Raw genomic sequence first — 22,127 nt, 5'->3', positions numbered from 1 at the left:
AGTGTACCCGCGTAATAGACGGCGTTGGACTGCCCTAGGCGTTTCCACATGATCTAATCCACTCGATTAATCAACATAACGGTTTTCAATCTTATTATTTTCATAATTTCTGATTATTAAGATTTACACCGGCGACAACTTGATAAGCACAATTCAAGTCGTTCTGTCCAATGATTTACCGCGCTTCATTGCCGGTGTCTGGTGCCAATGATTTGAGGAGCCGCGCCGGCACTCCACCAATGACGGAGTGGTCAGGAAACGACTTTGTGACCACACTCCCCGCCGCAACCACACAGTTTTTTCCCAAAGTCACACCAGGCAGAACACATACATTGATGCCCAACCATGTCCCACTTCCAATAAAGACAGGTTCGGGCACGGATCTTCCTTGCCGCAGGACCGCGAGGTTCGGGTTTCGGTACTCATGACTGTAATCGGCAATATAGCATCGGGCGGCAACAAGAACCTCATCTCCCAACGTTACTTGAGAGGCACAGGAAATAACCGCGTCCGAGCCTATGCGGCTATGTGCGCCAATGCGCAAGGTGGCATTCTCAACGACACTGATGGATGCCCGGCTGTGAATAACGACAGACGCCCCAATATCAATATTTCCGCGCGCATATAAAACCAGACCTGGCCCGATATAATAGCCCGACAGCAGTCCCTTAAGACGGAACAGGACGCTGTGAAAGCGCAGAACGAAGAAATTGAAGGATGTACGTAAATAAAATTTCGCTGATCTGATCACATCACAGCTCCCGTTCCCGATATCCGCCGGATATCACAAAATTATCCGCGCTTCTGTGTAAGATGTGGGCGCAGAATTGCGGGAAAGCCTGTCAGGTCGGCGATGATCGCTGACGGTCGTTGGGCAAAACGGCTGAATGAATTCTCCAGAGCCAGGAAGGGACAACCGATCAGCTCGGCGCCAACCCTATCCGGCTCGCCATCGCCCACCATCAGCAACTGGTCCGGACCCACGCCTTCCAGGTCCATGATAATCCTTAAATTCTCAGCCTTGCTGGCCGGCCCGCCATAGATGCCCTTGAATAAGGGGGCAAAACGACTCTGCGCGATAATGCGTGTCAGCGGGCCGGATGGGGTGGCGGAATTGAGATATGCGGGGATGCCCGCATCATCAAGCCACCGCAGGCAATCACTCGCACCGGGTATCTCTGCCGCCTTCAGGACCAGTTCCTCTACCATGGCCGTATAACGGTTGGCGAGATCAAGGCCCCCCGGCACATCGCCAGCGCCAGGGACGCCCCCTGCGGCGCGCAGGGCATGGTGAAAGCTGTCCATCACCCGGTACCGGTCACCCGCATCCGGTCGGGCGAGAATCTCGGCCATCAGCACGGCACCGCCGGGAAACGCCTCGGCCACCGCCAGGAATGCGTCACGCTTGATGCCGTTGGAATCAACGATGGTGCCATCGAAGTCAAAGACAACGCAGCGAATATCGCTGATCAGATGCATTCCCCCAGCGTTCACAGAAAAACCTTCCATAGCCGTAAGCAGTCAGTCCGTGGCTGCGTCGGCAGCGACCTTGACTTCAGTCGATGCCCAGCACCCGTCGTTGTAAAGGCGACCATTGCCAGTCCCGGACAAATGTCTGGCCCCAATCACGTTCCCGCGGTTCCCGCGCAAACCCGCTATTATAATAAACAATAAGGGCATACCGCGTTTTCCGGACACGACTGCCGTAATGAAAACATTTGCCCGTATCGACGAGGGTGCGTGTACCGGCGGGCCCCTTCACCCGTATCGTCTTTGCAGGATCGACGTACCGTGCCATATCCTCATCGGTGAGATAATGCGGCACAATCCCACGAACATTTGCGCTGTCCTTGAGGGATATAAACCCTAATGGTCCCTCATCATCGCCAACGTCATTTACATAGAGAAATTGTTTGATGACCATGGAGTCGTTACGATCAACATGCCAGTTCTGGCTGCCTTCAAGGATATCAGTGCCGGGAAGGCTGGCCAGCAGATGGACATTTTGCAGATAGGGAATGCGTCCACAAGCAACAGCAACCGTCGCCAGCGCCTTTTCATCCAAGGCAAGCCGGAGGATGTCGGGATAGGCCTCAAGCGCGGCATCATCCAAAAGCTGCATGAAAAATTTCTTCTTCATGCGCTCGGCTGTTGCCTCCCGGGCGCTGATGACCTGCCGGCAGGCCATAACAGCGGCCTCTACATGGGGCTGTTCAATCCCTGGCAGGAATGCGTAACCGTCATCGCGAAGGTCATGAGCGGGTTTCTGCCATTCCGCAGACGGGTCGACAAAGGCAATAGCCTCTTGCCGGCGGGCGTCATATTCCCGGCGGTTGGATAATATCCTCACCTGCTTCTGAATTTCTGTTAGCGATCGGTGATAAAGCTGCCTAATCAAGGCCCGATCCAACATGATATTCCTCGCATGTAAGGTTATGAAAAATAAAACTTAAAATATCAAAGCAGATTAGGAGTGTCCATAACGCCGCTCCAGATATGCGGCTCCTATTCGTCGCATCAGAGCCGCTGGAATCCGTCCACCCGGCAGTGAGCGTAACTTTAACACTGCACCGTGGATACGTTCACATTTTAGAAGATAGTCCACGATGCCCGCAGCATGGGCCGGGTCTTGGCCCCAGGTCGGTTGCTGGCTCGCACCCGTATCGGACCGCCGTGCAACCAAGCGCACCATCTCATCCGCGTATGCAATCTCAAACCCGGCCATCCGGACCGCAGACGACAATGTCTGGGCTGAGAATGTGAATGTGTGAGCCCCCTGCATATAGCGCATGGGATCGGCATTCCCCCGGTGGATCCGGTAAACCCCCGGAACCTCGATGAGCAATAAACCACCCGGCCGAAGGGCCGCCGCGATTTTTGCAAGCTCCGCAGCCGGGTCAAGGAAATGCTCTACGACATGGGAAAGCAGCACGACATCTGCTTCGGCCACGGCTGCAAGGGCACCATCCAGAAATCCGTGCCGCATATCCAGGCCCAGTTGATCGCGGCCGCCCTGCAGATATTCCGCGTCCACATCATAGCCGATACGTTTCCAGCTTGTCGGCAATCCAGCGAGATTCCAGCCGCCGCCTGCCCCGATCTCCACAATCGTGGGGGTGGCGTTCGGCCCCCCATAATGCTGGACCGATGACATGATCCAGTTCGCAAGATCTTTAGCTGGCGACGAGGAAGCAACCTGGACAATCCGCGTCGATTTCTCGATCTCGATCGGATTGTAAAGGTCGCGATATTCATGCGCGTAGAAATGATTATAGCGGTCCTGGGTCCAGCGATGTTTTACGCGCAGCAGGCCGCATCCCTTGCAGATGACCTTCAGATAGGGCAGGCCATAACGATCAACCCGGCTGATGACTTGGTCGTCTTTTGCCCCGCACGCGCAATCCACGTCTTCCCAGTGGCTTTCATGATCGGCCGCCAGAATGGAATCGCGGACCGCTTGTTGCCTGGGGGTCAGCGTGTAACCGTAACCGGCTTCGGCATATCGCTTCCCCAAAAGTGGGAACTGACCAGTCTGCTGAATATCAGATCCCATCACGCCACACCCGTTACAGTCAAATCCGCCATGGCAATGCCGGCTATCATGCTTTTCAAGGATTAAGGCTTCCGCAGCATCAGATACACGCAGTCGGAACGGCCCGCACGCTCCAGATACGCGGTCCAGAAGCCATCCGCCAAGCTGTCTATGCCCGGCAAGCGGATATCGCCGGCCGGTTTGCGGTCACGCAGCCAGGTCAAGGCATTCGACAAAGGATAGCGATGCACGTGATGCACGGCATCCACCGTGAACCCGGCCTCTGCCGCGCAACGGGCCAGACTATCGGCGTTGAAGTACCAGCGATGAACCCGACGATAAAAGAAGGCGGGATAGGTGTCCGGCAGCAGATCCAGCAGGATATCATCGGCATTGGGCGTGCTGATCAGCAACCGCCCGCCGGGCTTCAGCAGGCTATGAATATCCTGCAGGAAACTGCGCGGATCTGCCGTATGCTCAATGACAAGCTGGCTGACCGCTAGGTCCACGGTGCCGGCATGGTCCCGGGCAGCATCACTGGCATAGGGATAGGCTACATAGCCCTGGCCAGTCAAAGTTTCCCGATAACGGTCGTAAGGCTCGACGCCCAGCAGGCCGGCTGTAATGCCGCGCAGGTGATCCAGCAGGCTGCCACCACCGCAACCAATATCGGCAAGGGTCATGTCGCGCAGCTTCTCCATGGCCAGCAGGGACATGGTAAAACGCTGCAGCGTGTCATGCTTCAGCTTGTAGGAACGGTTATCCAGCTCCTGCCCCAGGGTGCTGCGGTAGGCATCACTCTGATAATCTGCATCGGTCAGACAGAAGCGCTCATCCAGCCGCTCCACCCCGCACCCGCCACAGCGCCTGACCGTCGCCTCTTCAATAATCCGGCCAAAGGTACCGTCGCGCACAGGCCCCGTATAGGAAACAGTCCAGGACGCGCTGCCGCAGATTTCACAAGGGGCTGTACTCATACTGGTGTGGCTTTCCTTCGACGCGGGGCATGGTGCCGTGTGCGGCCGCCAATGAGGGATTCCGACGGCAAACCGGGCGGCAGGCCATAGCCCCCCGCCCGGTCACCGACCATAGTATCCATGCTGGCGCCCCGGCAATGTGAAGGGGGCGCCAGCATGACAGGGGTATCACTCAGCCACGTGGCTCATCACATGCTCTGCGGAGGGGGCGGCGTTATTGCCGCCGCCAGCGCCCTGAGCCGTATTGATGGCCTTGTCGATCAGTTCGAAACGCCCCCAATGGTTGACCATGGTCTTCCGCTCGGAGCGCTGCAGCTTGTTGATGGCCTTGTCCTTGTAGAAGCTGTCATCATTATAGTGCGTGGTCGAGATTTCCTCGAACACGCAGCCATCATCGCTCCAGAAGCTGTGCCACACGCCGGGTTGGACGAGCGCCGTCTCACCGGCATGCATCGTCCGGATGTGGCCGTCGATATTCACCTTCAGCGTGCCGTACAGCACCTGGAAGGTCTCTTCCTTGCGCTTGTGGAAGTGCGGCGGGTGCTTCTGGCCCGGCACCATCACAATGATCTTCTTGCAATAATCGCGATTGATGCAGTTGATGATCGTGGCACCGAATTCCCGGAAATTGGCGATGCCGTAATGGTGGGAGAATTCGGCCTGGAAGTCGCTGTTCAGCACGATACGCGCTTCGTTCAGCGTTGCCTTGATATCGTGGATGGCGGACTTGATCACCATCCAATCCGGATTGCCGGGGACGATCGTCTGATCGACCATCAGCGCTTCGTTCGGCTTCAGCGCCGTCTTGGTGACGATGCCGTCCTTCCAACCGCCGCTGTCCAGGCCACCTTCCTGATAGGGCATGGCGAAGAAGATATCGTCACGGCTGACCGTGGCGCCGGCGGGAATTTCACGACGGGCGAAGACGCCGCGGCGCAGGGTGTCCAGGCTTTCCTTCTCCGCCGTGGAAGCCGGGCGTGGCACCGGGCCGCCACACAGGGCCTTGGCATAGCTCCAGGCTTCGATCCACCGATCAACCTCTTCCGGGGTGGAGGAATAGGCGTTCAGCTTGATCTCGTCGGTCACCACGCCGACATGGCGCTCGAACATACGCGCACCCTTGGCGACGGCAAGGCCCACCGGCACCAGATCGGTCGGCACTTCGTGCGTGGACCAGCCGATCGTCGTATTGGGATAGCGGTTGATCATGTAATCGATCTGATCCAGATGGAACTCATCCCGCGGGATGGGATAGATCGCCACGCAATACATCATCGCATAGTCAACGCCACGATGATCAAAGAAGCTGGTCACATCGTCGATATTGTGGATCGACAGCCCACCCGTGGAGAAGACGACCGGCAGGCCGGCATCGGCGATCTTCTCCAGCAGCGGCCAGTCCTTGGAGGAGCAGCTTGCCACTTTCAGGATGTCGAAGCCCATTTCGGTAATGACGTCCACCGACTCCTCGTCGAAGGGCGTGCACATGGCGAGCAGCCCTTCTTCGCGGACCACATCATAGAGCTTCTGGAAATCCTCGCGCTTCATCTCCGTGGAGAGGAACCGGTGCACATGCTTGTTGGAGCTCTGCGCCCGGTGGTCCGGATGGATGAAGGTATCGAGCTGGCGGAACTGGAACTTGATCGCCGCGCGCACATTGTGCTTGCGGCAAACGGCCGCCATTTCCCGGATGATCCGCGTGCCATGTTCGACACTGCCCTGGTGATTGTTGGCCAGATCCAGGACGAACAGGTCGCGAAAGTCAAAGGAGGGACCGATATTCACTGAAAGCTCCATTGCATGGTGGACGGCACGCGTCCTGAAAGAAGGCACAAAGCTGTGGACGCGTTAGCTCAGACCAGTGCCTCAGGTCGGAAGCCTTTCGTGTAATCAATCGACACGGTCCGCTTCTCAGCCGCGCTTTTATGGGCTGCCGCGACAACCATCATGCTTTCCAGCCCCCGCTCCAGGGAGATCGGGGAGACTTCCACCGCGCCCGTCAGAACCGCCTCAATATGGCGCAGTTCCTCGACGAAATCATCCGGCCGCGTCTTCTGAACATTCACTTCCGTGGCTTCCCCGTTCTCCAGCTTCTGGATCACGGTATCCTGGCCGGGCTTGCTGCCGCATACCCATTCCAGCGCGCCAACGGTGCCTTGGGCCCGCGCCCATTTCCGGGTCGGCTTTGTCACCACATCCTGAACAACACGCCCGATCAGCCCCGTCTCCGTCTTTACGTTGAGCAGGCACAGGCTATCATAGTCAATCACGCCGTCATTCACGTACTCAAGCGTACCCGTAACCTCCGCCACGCGGCCAAAGCCACCAGCATGGGCGAAAGCCTGCCACAGATTGATGGCATGGGAATGCTCGCCACAGGCGCCACCACCGCGACGCCAATAGCCCAGATAGCTGTCCGAGGGGCCGCTCAACCAGGGATGAGCGGCGAAGATGCCCCCCCAATATTCACGGAACTCCACGTCCAGAGTCTGGGTCTGGCCGATCGCCCCAGCGACCAGCAGTTCGGCAAAACGACGCGCTGCCTTGCCCACCACGTGATCGTAACCGGTGAAAGCCTTGATTCCCAGCTCGCCACAGCGCTCATGCAATGCCTGCGCCCCTGCCAGATCGGGGGTGCAAACCGGCTTCTCCACCAGGATCGCCCTCGGACGCTCCTCAACCGCTTTGAGCGCCAGCGGAATATGGCTGTCCGGCGGCGTACCGATGCAGATCAGGTCATAACCACCGACGGGTGCATCCTTCGCCTCATACAAGCCGATTTTCTCATCCCAAGCGCCGTATCGGCTCGGATAAATCTGCTCGCGGGTGCGTTTAAGAGCTGCCGGATCAAGGTCCAGCATATCCACGCTCCACCCCATGCGCCGAGCTGCATTGGTCAAATGGTTCCCGATGGAACCTGCGCCAATGACCTTTACGCGGTACGACATTTCACAGTTCCAAATCAGCTGTTAATGGCGGAAGGGTGCATTTGTTCAATGAAGGCAGTGACCAGTTCTTGGAATGAACGGCGATGCCCCCAGTTGGATTTACCCTTTCAGATGTTCATCTCTATATCCTACGCCGCATGCCTCTGCAATCTCTGTCTGATCCCGGCGCATCGTATGCGTGTGACAGATAAGAAGCATTTTCTCGCAACCCCCTTAAGCTTCCCGGCGGAGGCCGCTGACCAGCAATGCCACCACCAGCCCGGCCACAGTGCCGAGAATGAGGGCGACGAAGATGGTCAACAGCGGTCGGGGTGAGACGGGCAGGCTGCTGGCATAGGGCGGATCAATCACTGTTGCTGCGTAGGGCAGGGCGGGGTCCAGGAGCAAAAGGTCCCGCTGCTCCTGCTCCAGCAGGCTGAGGAGTGCGTTGCGGTGAACCCCCTGGGTCGTCTGCTCAAGCCGCTGTTCAAGCTGCCGGATGCGTATTGTCGCCGCCGCCGTGGCTTCATCCCGCAGATAGGCATTCACCTCGGCATGAAGCAGGGTCAGAAACTCCACTGCAAAGGCCGGATCGGGATTATTGTAAACGACGCGGACAATCGTGGAGCGGGGACGGGAAACCAGCGTGACCTGGCTGGCAATATATTCGGCCAGGATAACGCTGGACGGTTCGGCATAAGGGGGCAGGCCAAACAGGCTGGAAATGCCGCCGCGGATATTATTCATCAAGCCGTCGGGGGGAAGCCAGCGCTTATTCGCTGCGTCCCACCGGCCCGGCATAAGACGCTGTAGAAGCTGGTGACGCTTTTGCAGCCGCTCAGCGATCACCACCGAGGACATGCCCTCCTGATAGCGGGTGAACTTGTCGTCGCCGGGTGAGGCCTGCAGGCCGCCGAGCAGGGAAGCGCCCAGCCCCCTGCTGGTATCGAATCCCTTTTGCGGCTCCGGCGGCATCACCACCATCGTGGCGGAGTAGATGGGCGTCGCCCGCGCCAGCATCAGCAGCGCCAGGGCGACGACCAGCGCCAGCGTGGCCAATCCCCACCATTTCGAGCGCCAGGCCAGAAGGGCCAGTTGCTTGAGGTCGGTTCCACCCTGCGTGACCTGTTCGATCCCAGGTCCGGGCGTGGCCTCCAGTGCGGGGGGAATATGCGTATCGTACAAGCGACCTCTCCGTGTGAGGAGCGATGACGCATGACCGGTTCATCGACTGGCGGTCGCGTTTGAATGCTATAGAACGCAACGGAACCTGAAAAGCAAGCATCGAGACGCCCCATAGGCTAATCCGAACCAGCTTGCCGCTATCTCGCAGAACTGGTAGGCGTGCAATTATCCGTCATATTTTTCCAGGACATCGCACATGATCCAGGGGCGCCGCGTACTGGCCGTCTGCCCGGCACGGGGGGGAAGCAAGGGTATCCCCATGAAGAACCTGCGCCCCATTCTCGGACGCCCGATGGTCTCCCGGGTGGGGGATGTGGTGCGGGCCGTGCCGGCCATCGACCGTGCCGTCATTTCCACGGATCATGATGGTATCGCCCAGGTGGCAGAGGAAGCAGGCCTGGCCGCCCCCTTCCGCCGTCCCGAGGACCTGTCAGGTGATCGCGTTGCCGACCTGCCCGTTCTGATCCACGCCCTGCAGGAGATGGAGCGCCAGGATAATGTGCGCTATGACATCATCCTCATGCTTCAGCCCACCTCACCCCTGCGCCGTCCCGAACATGTGCAGGACTGCCTGGACCGCCTGGTAGAAGGCGGCCTGGATAGTGCCTGGACCGTGTCGGAAACCGACAGCAAGGGGCATCCGCTCAAGCAGTTGACCATCAAGGATGGCCGGCTTGACTATTATGATCAGGCAGGCCGTCAGATCATCGCCCGGCAACAGCTTGGCACCGTCTATCATCGCAATGGCGTGTGCTACGCCATCACGCGGGAATGTCTGCTGGAGAAGAACTCGATCGCCGGGGACGCCTGGGGCGCTGTGGTGATTGATGAGCCTATGGTCAGCATCGACACGGAATTCGACATTGCCCTGGTGGAATTCCTGATGCGGTACCGGGATGGGGCCGGTTCGCAGGGCTGATCCTGACCGGCCCTGCCCTGTCCGGTGTGAATGTTACGGGGATTATTACTGGACGCCCCTCGGTTAGCCGCCCTTGGATTCTATGCCTGCATTATTATCGCGGGTCTGAGGGACCAGAGCCTCCGCCTGGCGGACAAAGCGCCCGAGGATGGCATCCCGATCCCACGCGCTGCTGGCCCGTTCACGGGCGGCAGCGCCGAAGGCGGCGCGGCGGGCAGGGTCATCTGCCAGCCTGTCGATGGCAGACACCAGCGACTCGTCATCCTCCGGCGTGAAGCACAGGCCACAGCCGGCAACGGCGTCGAACAGGTCCGTGCCAGGGCGTGCCCCGACCAGCACCGGACGGCCACTGGCCAGCATCCCGCCCAGTTTTGACGGCAGAACGGAATCCGCTGCCCCGTCCTTCTGTGGCAGCACATGCATATCGGCCAGCCCCAGGAATTCGTTCAGATGTTCGCGCGGCTGCAGGGGAAGGAAGGTGACATTCGCCAAACCCGCCGCCCGCCCTTCAAGGGCCTCCCGCGCCATTCCATGGCCGCAGAGCACGAAATGCACATCCGGCCTGTTCACCATGCGCCTGGCAGCATCGACAATGGTTTCCAGCCCTTGTTTGAAGGCCATGGACCCGGAATATAGCACCACCTTGCAATTGTCCCTCAGCCCCAGTTCCGCCCGATAGCGGCTGACATGGGGCAGCGGCGATATCTCGGAAATATCCACCCAGTTGGGCAGCATTTCCACATCACCGGCGGATGCAAGCTTGGCCACTGCCTTCCGGCACATGGCTGGCGAGATGGAACTGACCCGATCAAATGCCCGCATCAGCAGCCGCTCATAAGCAACGGCCAGCCGGCGGGGCATCTGCCCTTTCAGGATGCCCAACTCGAAGGCGGCGTCGACCTCGTAATCCTGCACATGCAACCAGGAGCGTGCGCCGCAGAGCTTGGCAGCTACCAAGGAGGCAGGGGCGGCAAACAGGGTGGGCTGTATGGTGACCACCAGATCCGGACGAAAACGCTGGGATTCCACCAGCAGGGCTGGAAGGCTGCTCAACCCGAAGGAGGCGAGATGCACAAGGCGTTTCAGCCCGGTCGGTCGTGATGGTACATAGATTGGGCACCGCAGAGCCAGCCCATCACGCCACCATCCGCGACGGCGATAAGAGTCTTCAACGCGCCAGTCCGGATAGTAGGGTGGCGCGCAGACAATCCGCACCTCATGCCCGGCCTGTTGCAGCCAATCCAGCCATTCTGCGTTGAATTTGCCGATACCCGTCTTTTCGGGAGAGAAATTCAGCGAATGGAATAGAATTCGCACCAAAGCACCGTCGGAGAATTTGGCCTGTGCAGCCTTGGGGGCCACGATCATCTTCAGAAACCCGTTGATCGCTTGTCCTGTCAATCTGAATCGCCACAGAAAATCCAATCCTGACCTGAGAATAGATTCTATTTTGCCGTTCTGCGTTGCAGATAGCTACGCCAATGTACTGGCTGTTTCCTGCCACCGGCAAACCGGGGCGGTTCAATGGCGCCAGATTGAACCACGCCGGATAACACCTAAAGGGTGACCTTCGGGCGGATTGGAGGTCGGCGACTGCCGTCCGCCACCCATTCGGCGTAAGCCAAACCAAAGGGGACGGATGCGCCTGCCCGGCGGTTGTGGGAGCGCAGAATCTCCCCTAAATCCCCATAATGCCATAGGGGCAAGGCAAGCCCCCGGCAAGACGATGCCACACCCCTGCTGGACAGGCATTGTCCAGCAGGGCCGTCACAGCGCCACAGCGATATGTCAGGATAACCGCATCATTTCTCGAACGCGATGATCGGATCGCGGAACAGAATATCCATGTCTGCCGTAATGACCTTCAGGCCGGCATTGCGGGCCATATCCGCCATGCTTTCCTGGGAAACGTGGAACCAGCGGCCGGGACGCATATCGTCTGGCTGGTTTTTGTCCAGGATCTGGGGACGGGACAGGTCAAACAGCTTGCTCCAAAGCTTATAGGCAATGCGCATCGGAAGGGTGCGACGTTTGGAGAATGCGTTACCCAGGGAATAAGCGGGCCGGTTGGCCATTGCCTCATTCCACTTGTCATAATCAGCATACATGACGAAGCCCCGCCCGCCGGGACGTAGAACGCGACCGAACGTTTTCATGTATTCTGCGATAATCGTCGGGGACAAATGGCAGAAGCAGCCGAAAGAAAACACATAGTCCACTGAGTTATCAGGCAGGAAAGACAAGGAGCAATCTTTGACCTGATGGTAGGTGACGTTGTCGCGCCGTCCCACATTCTCCCAAAAGCAATTATGCTCGGCTGACAGTACATCGGCCACATGCAGATGCTTGGGGTTACCGGTCAGTATGCCGCGCGACCAGGCACCACGCCCCGGTCCAATTTCCAGGGCCACAGTATCGCTGTTGACATAGGGTTTGATCGCCAGCCGATAGACCATGTGGATCAGGCTGGCATAGCCCATATCATGCAGGAACGAATAGGTGGAAGGGGCCAGCGGGTCCAAGGGATCACCCTCGATGAACCCACCCTTCCAGAGATTTGACTTCGAGAAATAGTCAACCTCGGCAGTAACGCGCTCTGCTGGATCACTCGGCGGCTGAACAGCAACCGGCTTCGTGGCGGACATGAAGGACTCCTCGGTCAGGAATGATCGCTAAAGGACAGGCTGTTACGTTGTCATGAAAGGTGACAGCTTGGTGATGCCATCGCAGATCGCATCCAGGGTTCCATTCCGACCCGGCGCCAGTTCATCCAAGCTATTGAAAGTGTAATAACGTTCGCCCGGATCGCGGACCTGCCGATGGAATTTCGGTGCGATCAGGGGCATATCCATCATGCGGCGGAAGAAGAGATAGTTGGCGAAGCGCCGTACCCGCTCCTTCTGCTCCTCACTGACGCGCGGCAGGTCTTCCACCCGGTCCAGCAGCGCGAAATATTCCTCCCGGCTCTGGATATCATAGGTGAAGCCCTTGCCGCGGTTGAACGTCTCCCCGGCCACGATCACGGGGATGCCGCGATAGGCAATCTCCAGCCCCATCTTGGTGCCATAGATCAGGGCGGCGTGGCTAGCCTCCGCCAGCGTATAGGAACTGAGGTTACTTTCCGGCGGGATCAGGAACACGTTGGCCGGCAAGGTCGGGAAAATTTTCTGGATTTCCGGGGTGATCGGCTGACGGGTGGGCATGCTGCCCCCTTTCACCTCTGCCGGATGCACCCGAATGACCAGTTGCAGATCTGGGCGCTTCTCAAAATAGCGGATAGTCGAGTAGAGCCAATCAAAAATATTCTCAAAGGCATTATATTCGTAATAAATCTGTGCATCCCAGATTACATTTGTGTAGAGGCTGACGATCTTTTTATTCGGATCAAGACCCAGGGCCTGTTCCATTTTGGAGCGGTCGAGGATGGGATTGGGGTGGTAGTTCACATAATCACGTCCGCCCGCGACCTTGCTTTCCAGATAGCTGCGTAGACGTTCCCAGTCCCCGTCATCAATCGCGGTGTCTTCCCAGACACTGTTTGGTTCGGTCACCAGACTGCGATGATATGTTTCACGATGGGAGAAAAGGACTGTATTCAGCCGGTACGGAACGCCATAGACGCAGACGGGAATATTGCGCTGGTTGCACAAATCAACCAGCGTGCCATGTTTCAGATAGACACCATGGATACAGACGACACGGTCCGGCTTCTCCACATCCAGGAAGCGGCCGGCCCGGCGGGTCATCAGGATGGCGGAGATCAACTGCCGGCGATAAACCCACACCTCATAAGGATCATTCAGATCCACCTCACCCCGCAGGGTGATCCGCAAGGTGGAGGAAAAGGCATGGTCACCAACCGGGATTCCATCCTGCACCTGTTCCCGGATGCGCTCGACGGGCAGCCGCTCCACCATCGCGGCGACTTCGTCAATCTCTCCGTCCACCGCATATTGGGTCAGGGCATAGAGCGGCAGGCCTGCCGCTTCCAGCGCGGTGGTGGCCGTGTCGGTGCAGGTGGCGCAAAGCGCGCCATTGGCTTGCCTGGAAAGGGCCGCGCCGAACCGGCCTGGATCCACCTGTCCCGGTCCGACGATATTGAACTCACAGGAAGCCAGCCCTTCCCCACAGATCAGGGCAACAGGGTTATGGCCACGCAGCCGCAGGGCCATCCCCCACAAAGCATCCATGCTCAGGGCGATCGTGTTCAGCCCATTACCGCTGACCAAGGCGACCTTCAGCCCCTCCGGCGCGGGGGCCGGCAAGGGCCCGCTGGCTTTCAAAAGCTCGTCCAGTTCGGCTGCCAGATTGGCGACTGCCTTTGTCAGGAAAGGCTTACGGCCTAGAATCCGTTTGGCCCAATAGACCCCCTCCCCCCTCACTCTCTCCCGCACACTCATCCGCATCGCGACACCGAACCTCAATAGTAAATATACGGCAACCAAAAGCGGTGGGCTGCGCCCCCACCAGAAAGCTGCAGAAAATTTTGGCATCCAGCACCTGCCCCAGTGCTCAACGCTTTCCATACAGCGCCGCTACTTGGCAGCCAAACAGTCGACAATATAACACATACCGGACCGGCCAATTCCTGTCACCCTGACATCTAGTCCCATGATAGCGAACCGCTCCCCGGAACATCGCCCTTCGTGAATAGGCCCCCTGATTTGATAGAGTGGGTTGAAGGCCGTTCAGCCGACCCTGATGTTGCGTGGCTCTGCCGGTAGGACAGGTTCCGCTTTCTTTGGAAGGGGGACCAGAAAACTCAGGCACACTTCCATCGCGAATTCATGATCTCGATAATAGGCGGGGTGCCGTCCGGCTGTGTGGGAGTCATCGACCGCTCATAGGTGGCCAGGCGGCTATAACCGGGGCGATAGCCGGGTGTCCGCCGGATCAGGCCGGCGATGATCCGTCCAGAGAGCAGCGGACCACGACGCTGGGGCGGCACCAGCGACCCCAGCCCCGTCCCCAACCACTGATCCACAGTCATGTAGCGCCAGGCATAATCGCTGAAATCATTCTGGAAATGGACAAAGGGAACGCGCCGGCCCCGGTTCCAGATCTGACCGTCACGCCAGAGGAAAAGCGGCTCTCCCTTTTGTTCGGTCACCCACTCCCCCGGGAACAGAGGGTTCTGCACCCAGTAGAAATCGGAATCGAATACCCGAGCCGTGCGGTCCTGCGGCAGCCGGCCGGCAGCGATCAAATATTCCTGAAGATCCTGCTCGTGGCGGAAGGGTGTGGTGAACAGGCTGACATTGCAGAATTCCCGGTCAGGACAGGTGGGATTGTCCCGGACATGCACGGCATCGGCGGCAAATGCCACAGGGTCGCGGGCGAACCGGGTAACCTCCTCCCGGTAGGCCTCAAACCAGCCCATGTCGGAAATGGTGGTAAAGCAAGGACAGCCCTGAATCATGAAGGTCTTGCCCCGGACATCCGCCAGAATGTCGTCGGGATGGCTGGTCAGCAGCAGGTCACCATCGATCAGAACCGCCGGCAGCTCCGCCTCACCCGACCGGATCAGACGCTCCAGCAACAGCCAGCGCAGATAGGTGAAACTGAAATAGGCGGGCAGCACCGTCAGCGTGGGAAAACCGGCCCTGATCTCATCCATCCAGGCGCCACGATCCGTCACCTCATACCCCAAATCGCGTAATTCCGCGATATAGCCGGGGGAGAGCCGCTCAAAGCCCGACATAAAGGAAACGGTTATCCGGTTCGGCCAGTTGCGCGCCGCCAGATAGCGGCCCTGGAAGCGCAAAGGCATGACGCGCTCGAAAGCCTCATCGTCGCCGGCTGCGAAAACCAGGACATGAAATCGCATAAGGGGCCTCGTTATGGGTACGAACCGGGCGCAGGCCGCATGGCCGTTAACGGGCAACGGGGGGCCGGTATGGGGTCGGATAAGAGGCGGAAGCCGCCCTATTTAGGAGAGGGTGGATGACCTGGAGGATGCCGGGATCAATAGGCTTCCTTGTCAATGATCCGCAGCGCCGTCAGGAAGAGGATCTTGACATCCAGCAGGATGGACCAGTTCTCCACATAATGGAGATCATATTCCACGCGCCGGGCCATTTTCTCCAGGGTGCGGGTTTCCCCCCGCAAGCCATTGACCTGGGCCCATCCCGTGATACCCGGCTTCACCTTATGGCGTTCCAGATAGGTATCAATCAATGTGCTGTACTTTTCCGTATGCGCCACGGCATGCGGGCGGGGGCCAACCAGCGACATGTCGCCCTTGAGGACGTTGAAAAGCTGGGGCAACTCGTCAATGGAGAGCCGGCGCATGATGCGCCCACACCGGGTCACCCGGGGGTCATTGCGCTGCGCCTGGCGGACTTCCTTATCCTCCACCTCGGCCATCCGCATGGTGCGGAACTTGTAAACGGTGAAAGCCCGGTTATTGAACCCGGACCGGCCCTGGCGGAAGATGATGGGGCCGGGCGATTCCAGCCGGATGGCCAGGGTCGCCGCGATCATGATCGGCGACAGCATCAAGATCATGATCCCGGAAAGCAGGATATCAATGCTGCGCTTGGCAATGCGCGCACCCAGCGGCAAAGGGCTGGACATCATGTTGATCGTGGGCAGATCATTGATAAACACGATGGGTCGCTGGGAATAGCGGATCGTATCGGGGATCAGATCAACATCCACCGGCAGACAGCGCAGGCGGGTCAGGATGCTGGAAATGCCATCCTCATCCCGATGGGGCATCGCCAGCAGCACACTGCCCACATCATGATCCTGCATCCAGGCAACCAGGGACGGCAAGGCATCAAACCGCTGCCCCTGCACCGCCCCATCCCCGCGGTCGTCCTCATCCAGGATATGATGGGCGATCACGCGGATGGTCGGGGCCGGATGGCTGTTCAGGTAATCACAAAAGCGCAGACAATCCTCCCGGTTACCGATGAGAACAACCGGCTTGGAGAAACGCCCCGCGCGGTGGGCGGACAGCACCACAGACCGCGCGACTGCCCGGTTGAAGATCAACAGCCCCAGGCTTCCCGTTGCCCAAACCCCGATCCAGAGGCGGGCGTAATTTTCTTCCGTTGCCGTGAAGAAGACGATGGCCGCCACAATCAGCAGGGTCAGCATCCAGGATGTGCTGATCGATCGAACCTGATGGATGAAATGGCGCAGACTGTCGAACGTGTAGCTGCGACGGTGCTTGGCAATATTGACAAAGACAATCCCGCCAAAGCCGGCCAGAAGGATATAGGGGGAGACCGGTGCCAGGCTTCCGAAAACGAAAAACAGGGCGATGTGGGCAGCAAAAACGATGGAGACAATATCAGCCAACTGAACAAGCATCAGGAAAAAAGTCTGGCTCCAGGCTTTTTCCATCCGGAAAGCGTTATATTCTTCCTCATGGGCTTGCTGCAGTAGCGACATAGCTGGGGTCCGCCGGATGTTTGCCAAGAGAATAGAGCGGAGGAAGGTCCGACCTGGTTGACTCTGATCCCCCAGCGACCATAGGCGCGAAAATACCACACCGATAGGTTGGGAAAAGCTGATTCACTGGCAAGATGATTATCAGAAGCCTGCCCAAGTGCCAATAGGCTTGCAAGGAGGCGAGCCCCTCTCCCTCGTTCGGAAGCTGCGTCATTTGGTTGAAAAATCAGTCAAACCAGCGCTGCCCAGACAAAAGGCTTGCCTCTATTTTGTGGCATTCCTCCCCCAACCAGGTTTCAATCCCATTGCCTGAAAACCGCCCCCATCAACGCTGAAACAGGAAATCCGCCTGCACCGGCTGCCCCTGATCGTCGCAATGCAGGTTATAAATCCCCGCCAGGCGCAGTCCGACCTTATCCAGAAAGGCGATCACGTCCGCAGCCAGGGCCTGCCCGTCATAAAGCTGGATGAATGAGGCCTCGACATAGGCATGGGTGACCTGCGGCAAAATATCCACAGCCCCTTTCAGCACCTCCAGCTCAAACCCCTGAACGTCAATCTTCAGCAAAAGGGGGCCGGTCTTCTCCGCCTCCTCCAGGAAGCTGGACAAGGGGGCAACAGGCACCTGCAGGGTGGCACATTCCCGCGTGCCGGGGAAAAGCCTGGCCTGGGCCTCCCCCACTGGCAGCAGGGATGAGCTATCTGGTCGTCCAGCCACATGCAGCGTCATTTCCTGCGCCACCGGCCCCACCGCCGCCCGGACAACCCGAAAAGCGGAATCGCCCTTGAAGATCGTGGCACAGCGTTCCGCCATGTCGGGCAACGGCTCAAACGCAACAATGCGGGCGGATGGAAAAAAGGCACGGGCCGCCAGACTGAACTGACCCTTATTGGCCCCGACATCCAGGATGGTGGCAGGTGTGCCTACCATCCGCAACGCGGTGTGATGTTCGATCGTGGCTCCGACACCATGACGAAGCGCCCCACGATAGCGGGGATTGCCAAGCAAAACGACCAGCTTGCGGGCCTGCCGCAAGCGCTTGTGCAAAACGGCGAACACAGCAGCCCCTTATGCGATTATGGTTTCTTTTAGGCCATTTGGCCGGTGAGGTGTCAAGGCCCTGCGGCGGCACGGCGTTCTTTATGATTATCTTTAAAATGACCGCTCAAGTGCCGACATCCGCCGATCCACGGCTCTGCCGCGCAAGGCGGGAATGGTAAGCTGCCGCAACGGCACTCGCCATGGCGATCGTAATCCATAGCGGGCCGCCATAATAAAAGGGAAGGCGGCCCAAACAGCTGAGAAAAACCCCCAGGAAGGAACCACCCAGCCCCATCCCGACCGCAACCATTCCCAGAAAGCGGGCATCTTTTTGGGCCAGAATAAGGAATCCGGCGATGCTGCGTCGCACCTGCAAGAACAGGGCGGCAGTGAACAGGAAAAAAGCCCCGGTCCCCAAAATTCCGGTTTCCGATAAAAGCCGTAACAGCAAAGACGCCGCATCCTGAGAATTCAGATACAGCAGTCTCAGCGGCACCATGTCAAACAATGCCAGATCATTGTTGGCAAAGGCGACGGGATGCCCCCCCAGGCCAACGCCAAGAAGCGGGTGCGCTTGCAGATTCTGGACGGTCACAAACAGGTTTGTCGCCAGGGCCAGGGCGGAGACTTCCTCAGTAGCAATCCGATCAAGGCCCCGGTTGGCCAGCACATCGCCAACGATGCCCAGGGAAGCCAGCTTGACCAGAAAATCACTGTCCCCGCCGCCCAGCAGTAACACCAGCCCCCCCACCAGACCAACAATCATGACGGTCACCAGCAGCAGCTTCGACACACTCAAGCGGGGCAGGAAGAAAATCAGCCCCAGCATCGTGGCGAGCATGCCCATATAGGCTACGGATGAAATGGTGACGAAAATTCCGCCGGTGATCAGCACGGCCACCCTCAGGCGCACAAAGGGACGGATAGCCATTTGCCACCCCCTGCCCAGCACCCTCAGACGAATAAGGGCCGGCCCCAGAAAAGCCGACAGAAACAAACCAAGATGGCTCGGCTCATTCGCGAAGACATGAGCCCGGTACAGGCCGGCCACAAGGTTCGCCGGCAGGATCATATCCTCGCTGGACAAGGCATTGAGCAGGCTGAAATCAATAACCCCCGCCCGGACGATGTTGTTGACCAGAAACTGGAAGACCGCCAGCCCGCCAATGACGGCAGCCCCGCCCATACCCCAGCGCAGCAGCCGGATGAACATATCCGGCCGATCCGCACATATCTGGATCACCAATATGACCATGCCCAGCATGGCGGCCATACCGATAACCTGGGACAGGCCGCGCGCAAAAATGGCCCCGGCAAAGGGAGAAACCAGGATAGACAGCACGCCCAGGAACAAAAATGGCAGGAACCAGGCCACAATCTGGAACTGGCGGGTGATGAGTTTGATCTGGTGAGCCAGGACCATGGCATAGGCAATGCCCCCAGCGGCAATGCTCAAGAACAGGCTGGCGGAGATCCATCCCCCCCCAATCTCCCGCCCCAGGAAAAATGCTGGTTGCAGCACAAAGGCTGCCACAACCATGTAGAACAGGATATCGGCTGATCCGTTTGACCGGGCTGATACCCTGTTGGCGTATGTCGAGGCCTGGGTCACCCGGAATGCTCCACAGACAGGCCGTTGCGGGCCGGCGGGGGCCGGTGGGCGCGTGTCACACCGGCAATATCCCGCTGTTCTGCCATGGGCACGCCGGAAGCGTCAACCCGCGCCGGCCATGGCACGCGGATCAGGTCAGGCTGGGCGGGTGGCCTGCTGCGCGATCCCGCTCATACCCGGTCAACCGGGCAATGATACCCGCAAAATCCACCGTGGCCTGCCACCCCAGCCGGTCCAGCGCCTTGCGGGGATCAGCACAGCCATAGCGAAGATCGGTGGGCCGCATCAGCGTCGGGTCACTCTCCACATGCTGTGTCCAGTCCAGCCCGAATTCGGCAAAGGCCGCGGCGACGAAATCGCGCAAAGCGTGGCTTCGGCCCGTCCCGATAACGAAATCATCGGCTGTTGGCTGCTGCAGCATGCGCCACATGGCTTCCACATAGTCCGGCGCCCACCCCCAATCGCGGTGGATATCCAGATTGCCCAAGCGCAACCCCTGCTGCTGTCCGGCGGCAATGCGGCAGGCAGCGGCCACGATCTTGCGGGTGACAAAGCGTTCCGGCCGTAAGGGGCTTTCATGGTTGAACAGGATGCCGGTGCAGGCATAAAGCCCGTACGCCTCCCGGTAATTGGCCACCTGCCAGAAGGCCGCTGCCTTGGCCACGGCATAGGGGCTGCGGGGACGGAACGGGGTCAACTCATTACAGGGTTCATCGGCATCGCCGAAGCATTCGCTGGACCCGGCGCTATAGAACCGGACGGGCTTGCCAACAAAGCGGATCGCTTCCAGGAAGTTCTGGGTGCCCACGCTGATGCTCTCCAGCGTCTCCATAGGCTGTTCAAACGACAGGCCGACCGAACTCTGCCCCGCAAGGAGATAGATTTCATCCGCATCCACCGTAACCATGGTCTGAAGGACGCTGCGGAAATCCGTCGGTGCCAGCGATTTCAGCGTGACCTTATTCTCCAGCCCCAGCAGGCGCAGGCTGGCGAAGGATGCCGATTGCGCATCGCGGGAGGTTCCGTAAACCTGATACCCCTTGTCCACCAGCAGTCGGGCGAGATAGGCGCCATCCTGGCCTGATATGCCGCAAATGAGGGCCTTCATCGTTCCGTCTCCTGGTAAGCGCACCATCTCCGGTATCAATCAGACGATCTGCTTGTAAAGCCCTATGGTTTGCGCGGTGGTGTGACGCCAGGTGAAATCCTGCGCCCGCAGGCTGCCACGGCGACGCATTTCGGCATGCAAGGCAGTATCATCCAGCAGCCGGCCCATCACATCCGCCATATCGTCCACCCTCTCCGGGTCGAAATAGAGGGCGGCGTCGCCCCCCACCTCGGGCAGGCTGCTGCGATCAGAACAGGCGACCGGGCAACCGCAGAAGGCCGCTTCCACCAGGGGTAAGCCAAACCCTTCATAAAGCGACGGAAAGACGAACAGTGCCGCACGGCTGTAAACAGCCTGCATCTGGCTGTCATGCAGGTTCATCTGATGCACCCGTCCGGCCATGCCGGCGAAGGGGGCAAGCTCTGCCGCCTTCAACGGGCCGCCGCCCACACAGACCAGATGCAGATCGGGCCGGGTGACCATCAGCGACGCAACAGCCGCCGCACAGCGGTCGAAATTCTTGTACCGGCCACGGGTGCCCACGAACAGCACATAGCGGTCCGGCAAGGCGGGAACCGGCAGGGAACCGGCGGACCGCGCATCGTCGATCACATGGTCACCGCCCAGATGGATGGTGGTGATCTTGTCGGCAGCGACATTGTGCAGCCGGATCAGGTCGGCCTTGGTGCTGTCGGAAATGGTTATGATATGGGCGGCCCGCGCCAGTAGCGGGCGCTTATCCTCCATCGCCAGTTCCGCCGCCGTGAAGCGGTCGGCATAAAGCTCGTGGATCAGGTCATATACCGTGAGAACAAAAGGCTTGGTCCCGAGATCGGGCAGAAACCAGGGGTCGTAGCTGGTGGGATGCAGCAGATCAAAGCGCCCCCGCCGCAGGGTGCGGCCGACCAGCAGCCGGTTCACGCTGTGCAGCAGCCGCCCCTGTCCCCGGAAGGGCCGATTGCCCAGGATCGCACGGAACCGTTCCGGCTCTTCATGCAGCAAATGTTCATTCTGGACGTACCGAAACGGGGTCACGATATCCAGACGCTCATCCCGACGGGCATTGCCGATCAGCTTGGCGAAATAGCGGGACACGCCACCGAAACGATGGGAAGAAAAGGTGTGGTGGTCGAAAACGACCGTCGGCTTTCCCATGGGGCGACCTGTTGCCTACAAGACAGGAAGATATGCCGGGGCCGGAAGGTTTGCTGCTGCCGGCACAACAGACCCGTGTGCTGGTACATCCATTTGGAATATCTATCAACGGCTTTCGGATCAACCAGACAGGCTTTGCCTGCAAGAAGGGGGCGGAAGCGGCAAGAAGCCGGCTTCCGCCCCGCCCGCCATAAGCAACATGCCCCGTCGAAGACGGAGCGCCGATCTTGTTCGATCATGCGCTTCGCTGGTAGAAACCCATGTGTCGA

The 22,127-nt window shown here is 59.0% G+C and carries 18 protein-coding genes; 1 reads left to right on the top strand and 17 read right to left on the bottom strand.

Annotation, left to right across the window (positions count from 1 at the left end; translation table 11 throughout):
- Window positions 1-175 precede the first annotated feature (175 nt).
- The 8 genes from G473_RS30935 to G473_RS0123880 form a co-directional block, all read right to left on the bottom strand.
- Window positions 176-751 carry an acyltransferase gene (locus G473_RS30935; RefSeq protein ID WP_084438627.1) on the bottom strand — a complete coding sequence of 192 codons (576 nt, stop codon included), beginning with the start codon at window positions 749-751 and terminating at the stop codon, window positions 176-178.
- A gap of 41 nt (window positions 752-792) precedes the next feature.
- Window positions 793-1,479, bottom strand: a complete 687-nt coding sequence (locus tag G473_RS0123915) for an HAD family hydrolase (protein WP_029015176.1) — start codon at window positions 1,477-1,479, stop codon at window positions 793-795.
- Between the two features lie 76 nt (window positions 1,480-1,555).
- Window positions 1,556-2,413: a phytanoyl-CoA dioxygenase family protein gene (locus G473_RS0123910; RefSeq protein WP_154667570.1), complete on the bottom strand. Its 858-nt coding sequence runs from the start codon at window positions 2,411-2,413 to the stop codon at window positions 1,556-1,558.
- Between the two features lie 54 nt (window positions 2,414-2,467).
- A complete protein-coding gene (locus G473_RS0123900) occupies window positions 2,468-3,553 on the bottom strand; it encodes a class I SAM-dependent methyltransferase (protein ID WP_084438623.1) in 1,086 nt (361 codons plus the stop codon).
- Between the two features lie 62 nt (window positions 3,554-3,615).
- The gene (locus tag G473_RS0123895) at window positions 3,616-4,509 is read right to left on the bottom strand and encodes a class I SAM-dependent methyltransferase (protein WP_084438621.1); all 894 of its coding nucleotides are present in this window, start codon (window positions 4,507-4,509) and stop codon (window positions 3,616-3,618) included.
- Window positions 4,510-4,677: 168 nt separating this feature from the next.
- Window positions 4,678-6,294: an N-acetylneuraminate synthase family protein gene (locus G473_RS28700; protein ID WP_210163396.1), complete on the bottom strand. Its 1,617-nt coding sequence runs from the start codon at window positions 6,292-6,294 to the stop codon at window positions 4,678-4,680.
- A 68-nt stretch (window positions 6,295-6,362) separates the two neighbouring features.
- Window positions 6,363-7,457 (bottom strand): Gfo/Idh/MocA family protein, encoded by a 1,095-nt coding sequence (locus tag G473_RS0123885; RefSeq protein WP_035709259.1) that lies wholly within the window; start codon window positions 7,455-7,457, stop codon window positions 6,363-6,365.
- Between the two features lie 213 nt (window positions 7,458-7,670).
- On the bottom strand, window positions 7,671-8,621 hold the full coding sequence (locus G473_RS0123880; protein WP_029015171.1) for a Wzz/FepE/Etk N-terminal domain-containing protein: 951 nt from the start codon (window positions 8,619-8,621) through the stop codon (window positions 7,671-7,673).
- Window positions 8,622-8,817: 196 nt separating this feature from the next.
- Between G473_RS0123880 and G473_RS0123875 the strand changes: the two genes are divergently transcribed.
- The gene (locus G473_RS0123875) at window positions 8,818-9,540 is read left to right on the top strand and encodes an acylneuraminate cytidylyltransferase family protein (protein ID WP_029015170.1); all 723 of its coding nucleotides are present in this window, start codon (window positions 8,818-8,820) and stop codon (window positions 9,538-9,540) included.
- A gap of 63 nt (window positions 9,541-9,603) precedes the next feature.
- Here G473_RS0123875 and G473_RS28695 read toward each other — a convergent pair whose 3' ends face one another.
- The 9 genes from G473_RS28695 to G473_RS0123830 all read right to left on the bottom strand — a co-directional run bounded on the left by G473_RS28695 (window position 9,604) and on the right by G473_RS0123830 (window position 21,858).
- Complete coding sequence (locus tag G473_RS28695) at window positions 9,604-10,908, bottom strand: WcaI family glycosyltransferase (protein WP_245580323.1); 1,305 nt, start codon at window positions 10,906-10,908, stop codon at window positions 9,604-9,606.
- 434 nt (window positions 10,909-11,342) lie between these two features.
- Window positions 11,343-12,185, bottom strand: coding sequence for a class I SAM-dependent methyltransferase (locus G473_RS0123865; protein WP_035709256.1), 843 nt, complete (start codon window positions 12,183-12,185; stop codon window positions 11,343-11,345).
- Between the two features lie 42 nt (window positions 12,186-12,227).
- Window positions 12,228-13,922 carry a hypothetical protein gene (locus G473_RS28690; RefSeq protein WP_051330673.1) on the bottom strand — a complete coding sequence of 565 codons (1,695 nt, stop codon included), beginning with the start codon at window positions 13,920-13,922 and terminating at the stop codon, window positions 12,228-12,230.
- 380 nt (window positions 13,923-14,302) lie between these two features.
- Window positions 14,303-15,367 (bottom strand): hypothetical protein, encoded by a 1,065-nt coding sequence (locus G473_RS0123855; RefSeq protein ID WP_029015168.1) that lies wholly within the window; start codon window positions 15,365-15,367, stop codon window positions 14,303-14,305.
- 137 nt (window positions 15,368-15,504) lie between these two features.
- Window positions 15,505-16,941, bottom strand: coding sequence for an undecaprenyl-phosphate glucose phosphotransferase (locus G473_RS28685; protein WP_029015167.1), 1,437 nt, complete (start codon window positions 16,939-16,941; stop codon window positions 15,505-15,507).
- Between the two features lie 325 nt (window positions 16,942-17,266).
- Window positions 17,267-18,001: an FkbM family methyltransferase gene (locus G473_RS0123845; RefSeq protein WP_210163394.1), complete on the bottom strand. Its 735-nt coding sequence runs from the start codon at window positions 17,999-18,001 to the stop codon at window positions 17,267-17,269.
- 106 nt (window positions 18,002-18,107) lie between these two features.
- Window positions 18,108-19,595 carry a hypothetical protein gene (locus G473_RS0123840; RefSeq protein WP_154667569.1) on the bottom strand — a complete coding sequence of 496 codons (1,488 nt, stop codon included), beginning with the start codon at window positions 19,593-19,595 and terminating at the stop codon, window positions 18,108-18,110.
- 130 nt (window positions 19,596-19,725) lie between these two features.
- Window positions 19,726-20,703 (bottom strand): GDP-mannose 4,6-dehydratase, encoded by a 978-nt coding sequence (locus G473_RS0123835; RefSeq protein ID WP_029015164.1) that lies wholly within the window; start codon window positions 20,701-20,703, stop codon window positions 19,726-19,728.
- Window positions 20,704-20,742: 39 nt separating this feature from the next.
- The gene (locus tag G473_RS0123830) at window positions 20,743-21,858 is read right to left on the bottom strand and encodes a glycosyltransferase family 4 protein (protein WP_029015163.1); all 1,116 of its coding nucleotides are present in this window, start codon (window positions 21,856-21,858) and stop codon (window positions 20,743-20,745) included.
- Window positions 21,859-22,127: the final 269 nt, after the last annotated feature.

Origin of the sequence: Niveispirillum irakense DSM 11586 (genome assembly GCF_000429645.1) — a bacterium.
Taxonomy (GTDB): Bacteria; Pseudomonadota; Alphaproteobacteria; order Azospirillales; family Azospirillaceae; genus Niveispirillum; species Niveispirillum irakense.
This window is presented reverse-complemented; position numbering and strand designations above follow the sequence as displayed.

Coding starts and splice junctions, on each gene's coding strand:
- G473_RS28695 (WP_245580323.1), bottom strand. CDS start 10,908: ATGATCGTGGCCCCCAAGGCTGCACAGGCCAAATTCTCCGACGGTGCT.
- G473_RS0123875 (WP_029015170.1), top strand. CDS start 8,818: ATGATCCAGGGGCGCCGCGTACTGGCCGTCTGCCCGGCACGGGGGGGA.
- G473_RS0123895 (WP_084438621.1), bottom strand. CDS start 4,509: ATGAGTACAGCCCCTTGTGAAATCTGCGGCAGCGCGTCCTGGACTGTT.
- G473_RS0123830 (WP_029015163.1), bottom strand. CDS start 21,858: ATGGGAAAGCCGACGGTCGTTTTCGACCACCACACCTTTTCTTCCCAT.
- G473_RS0123865 (WP_035709256.1), bottom strand. CDS start 12,185: ATGTCCGCCACGAAGCCGGTTGCTGTTCAGCCGCCGAGTGATCCAGCA.
- G473_RS0123835 (WP_029015164.1), bottom strand. CDS start 20,703: ATGAAGGCCCTCATTTGCGGCATATCAGGCCAGGATGGCGCCTATCTC.
- G473_RS0123910 (WP_154667570.1), bottom strand. CDS start 2,413: ATGTTGGATCGGGCCTTGATTAGGCAGCTTTATCACCGATCGCTAACA.
- G473_RS0123900 (WP_084438623.1), bottom strand. CDS start 3,553: ATGGGATCTGATATTCAGCAGACTGGTCAGTTCCCACTTTTGGGGAAG.
- G473_RS0123915 (WP_029015176.1), bottom strand. CDS start 1,479: ATGCATCTGATCAGCGATATTCGCTGCGTTGTCTTTGACTTCGATGGC.
- G473_RS0123885 (WP_035709259.1), bottom strand. CDS start 7,457: ATGTCGTACCGCGTAAAGGTCATTGGCGCAGGTTCCATCGGGAACCAT.
- G473_RS0123855 (WP_029015168.1), bottom strand. CDS start 15,367: ATGCGATTTCATGTCCTGGTTTTCGCAGCCGGCGACGATGAGGCTTTC.
- G473_RS28685 (WP_029015167.1), bottom strand. CDS start 16,941: ATGTCGCTACTGCAGCAAGCCCATGAGGAAGAATATAACGCTTTCCGG.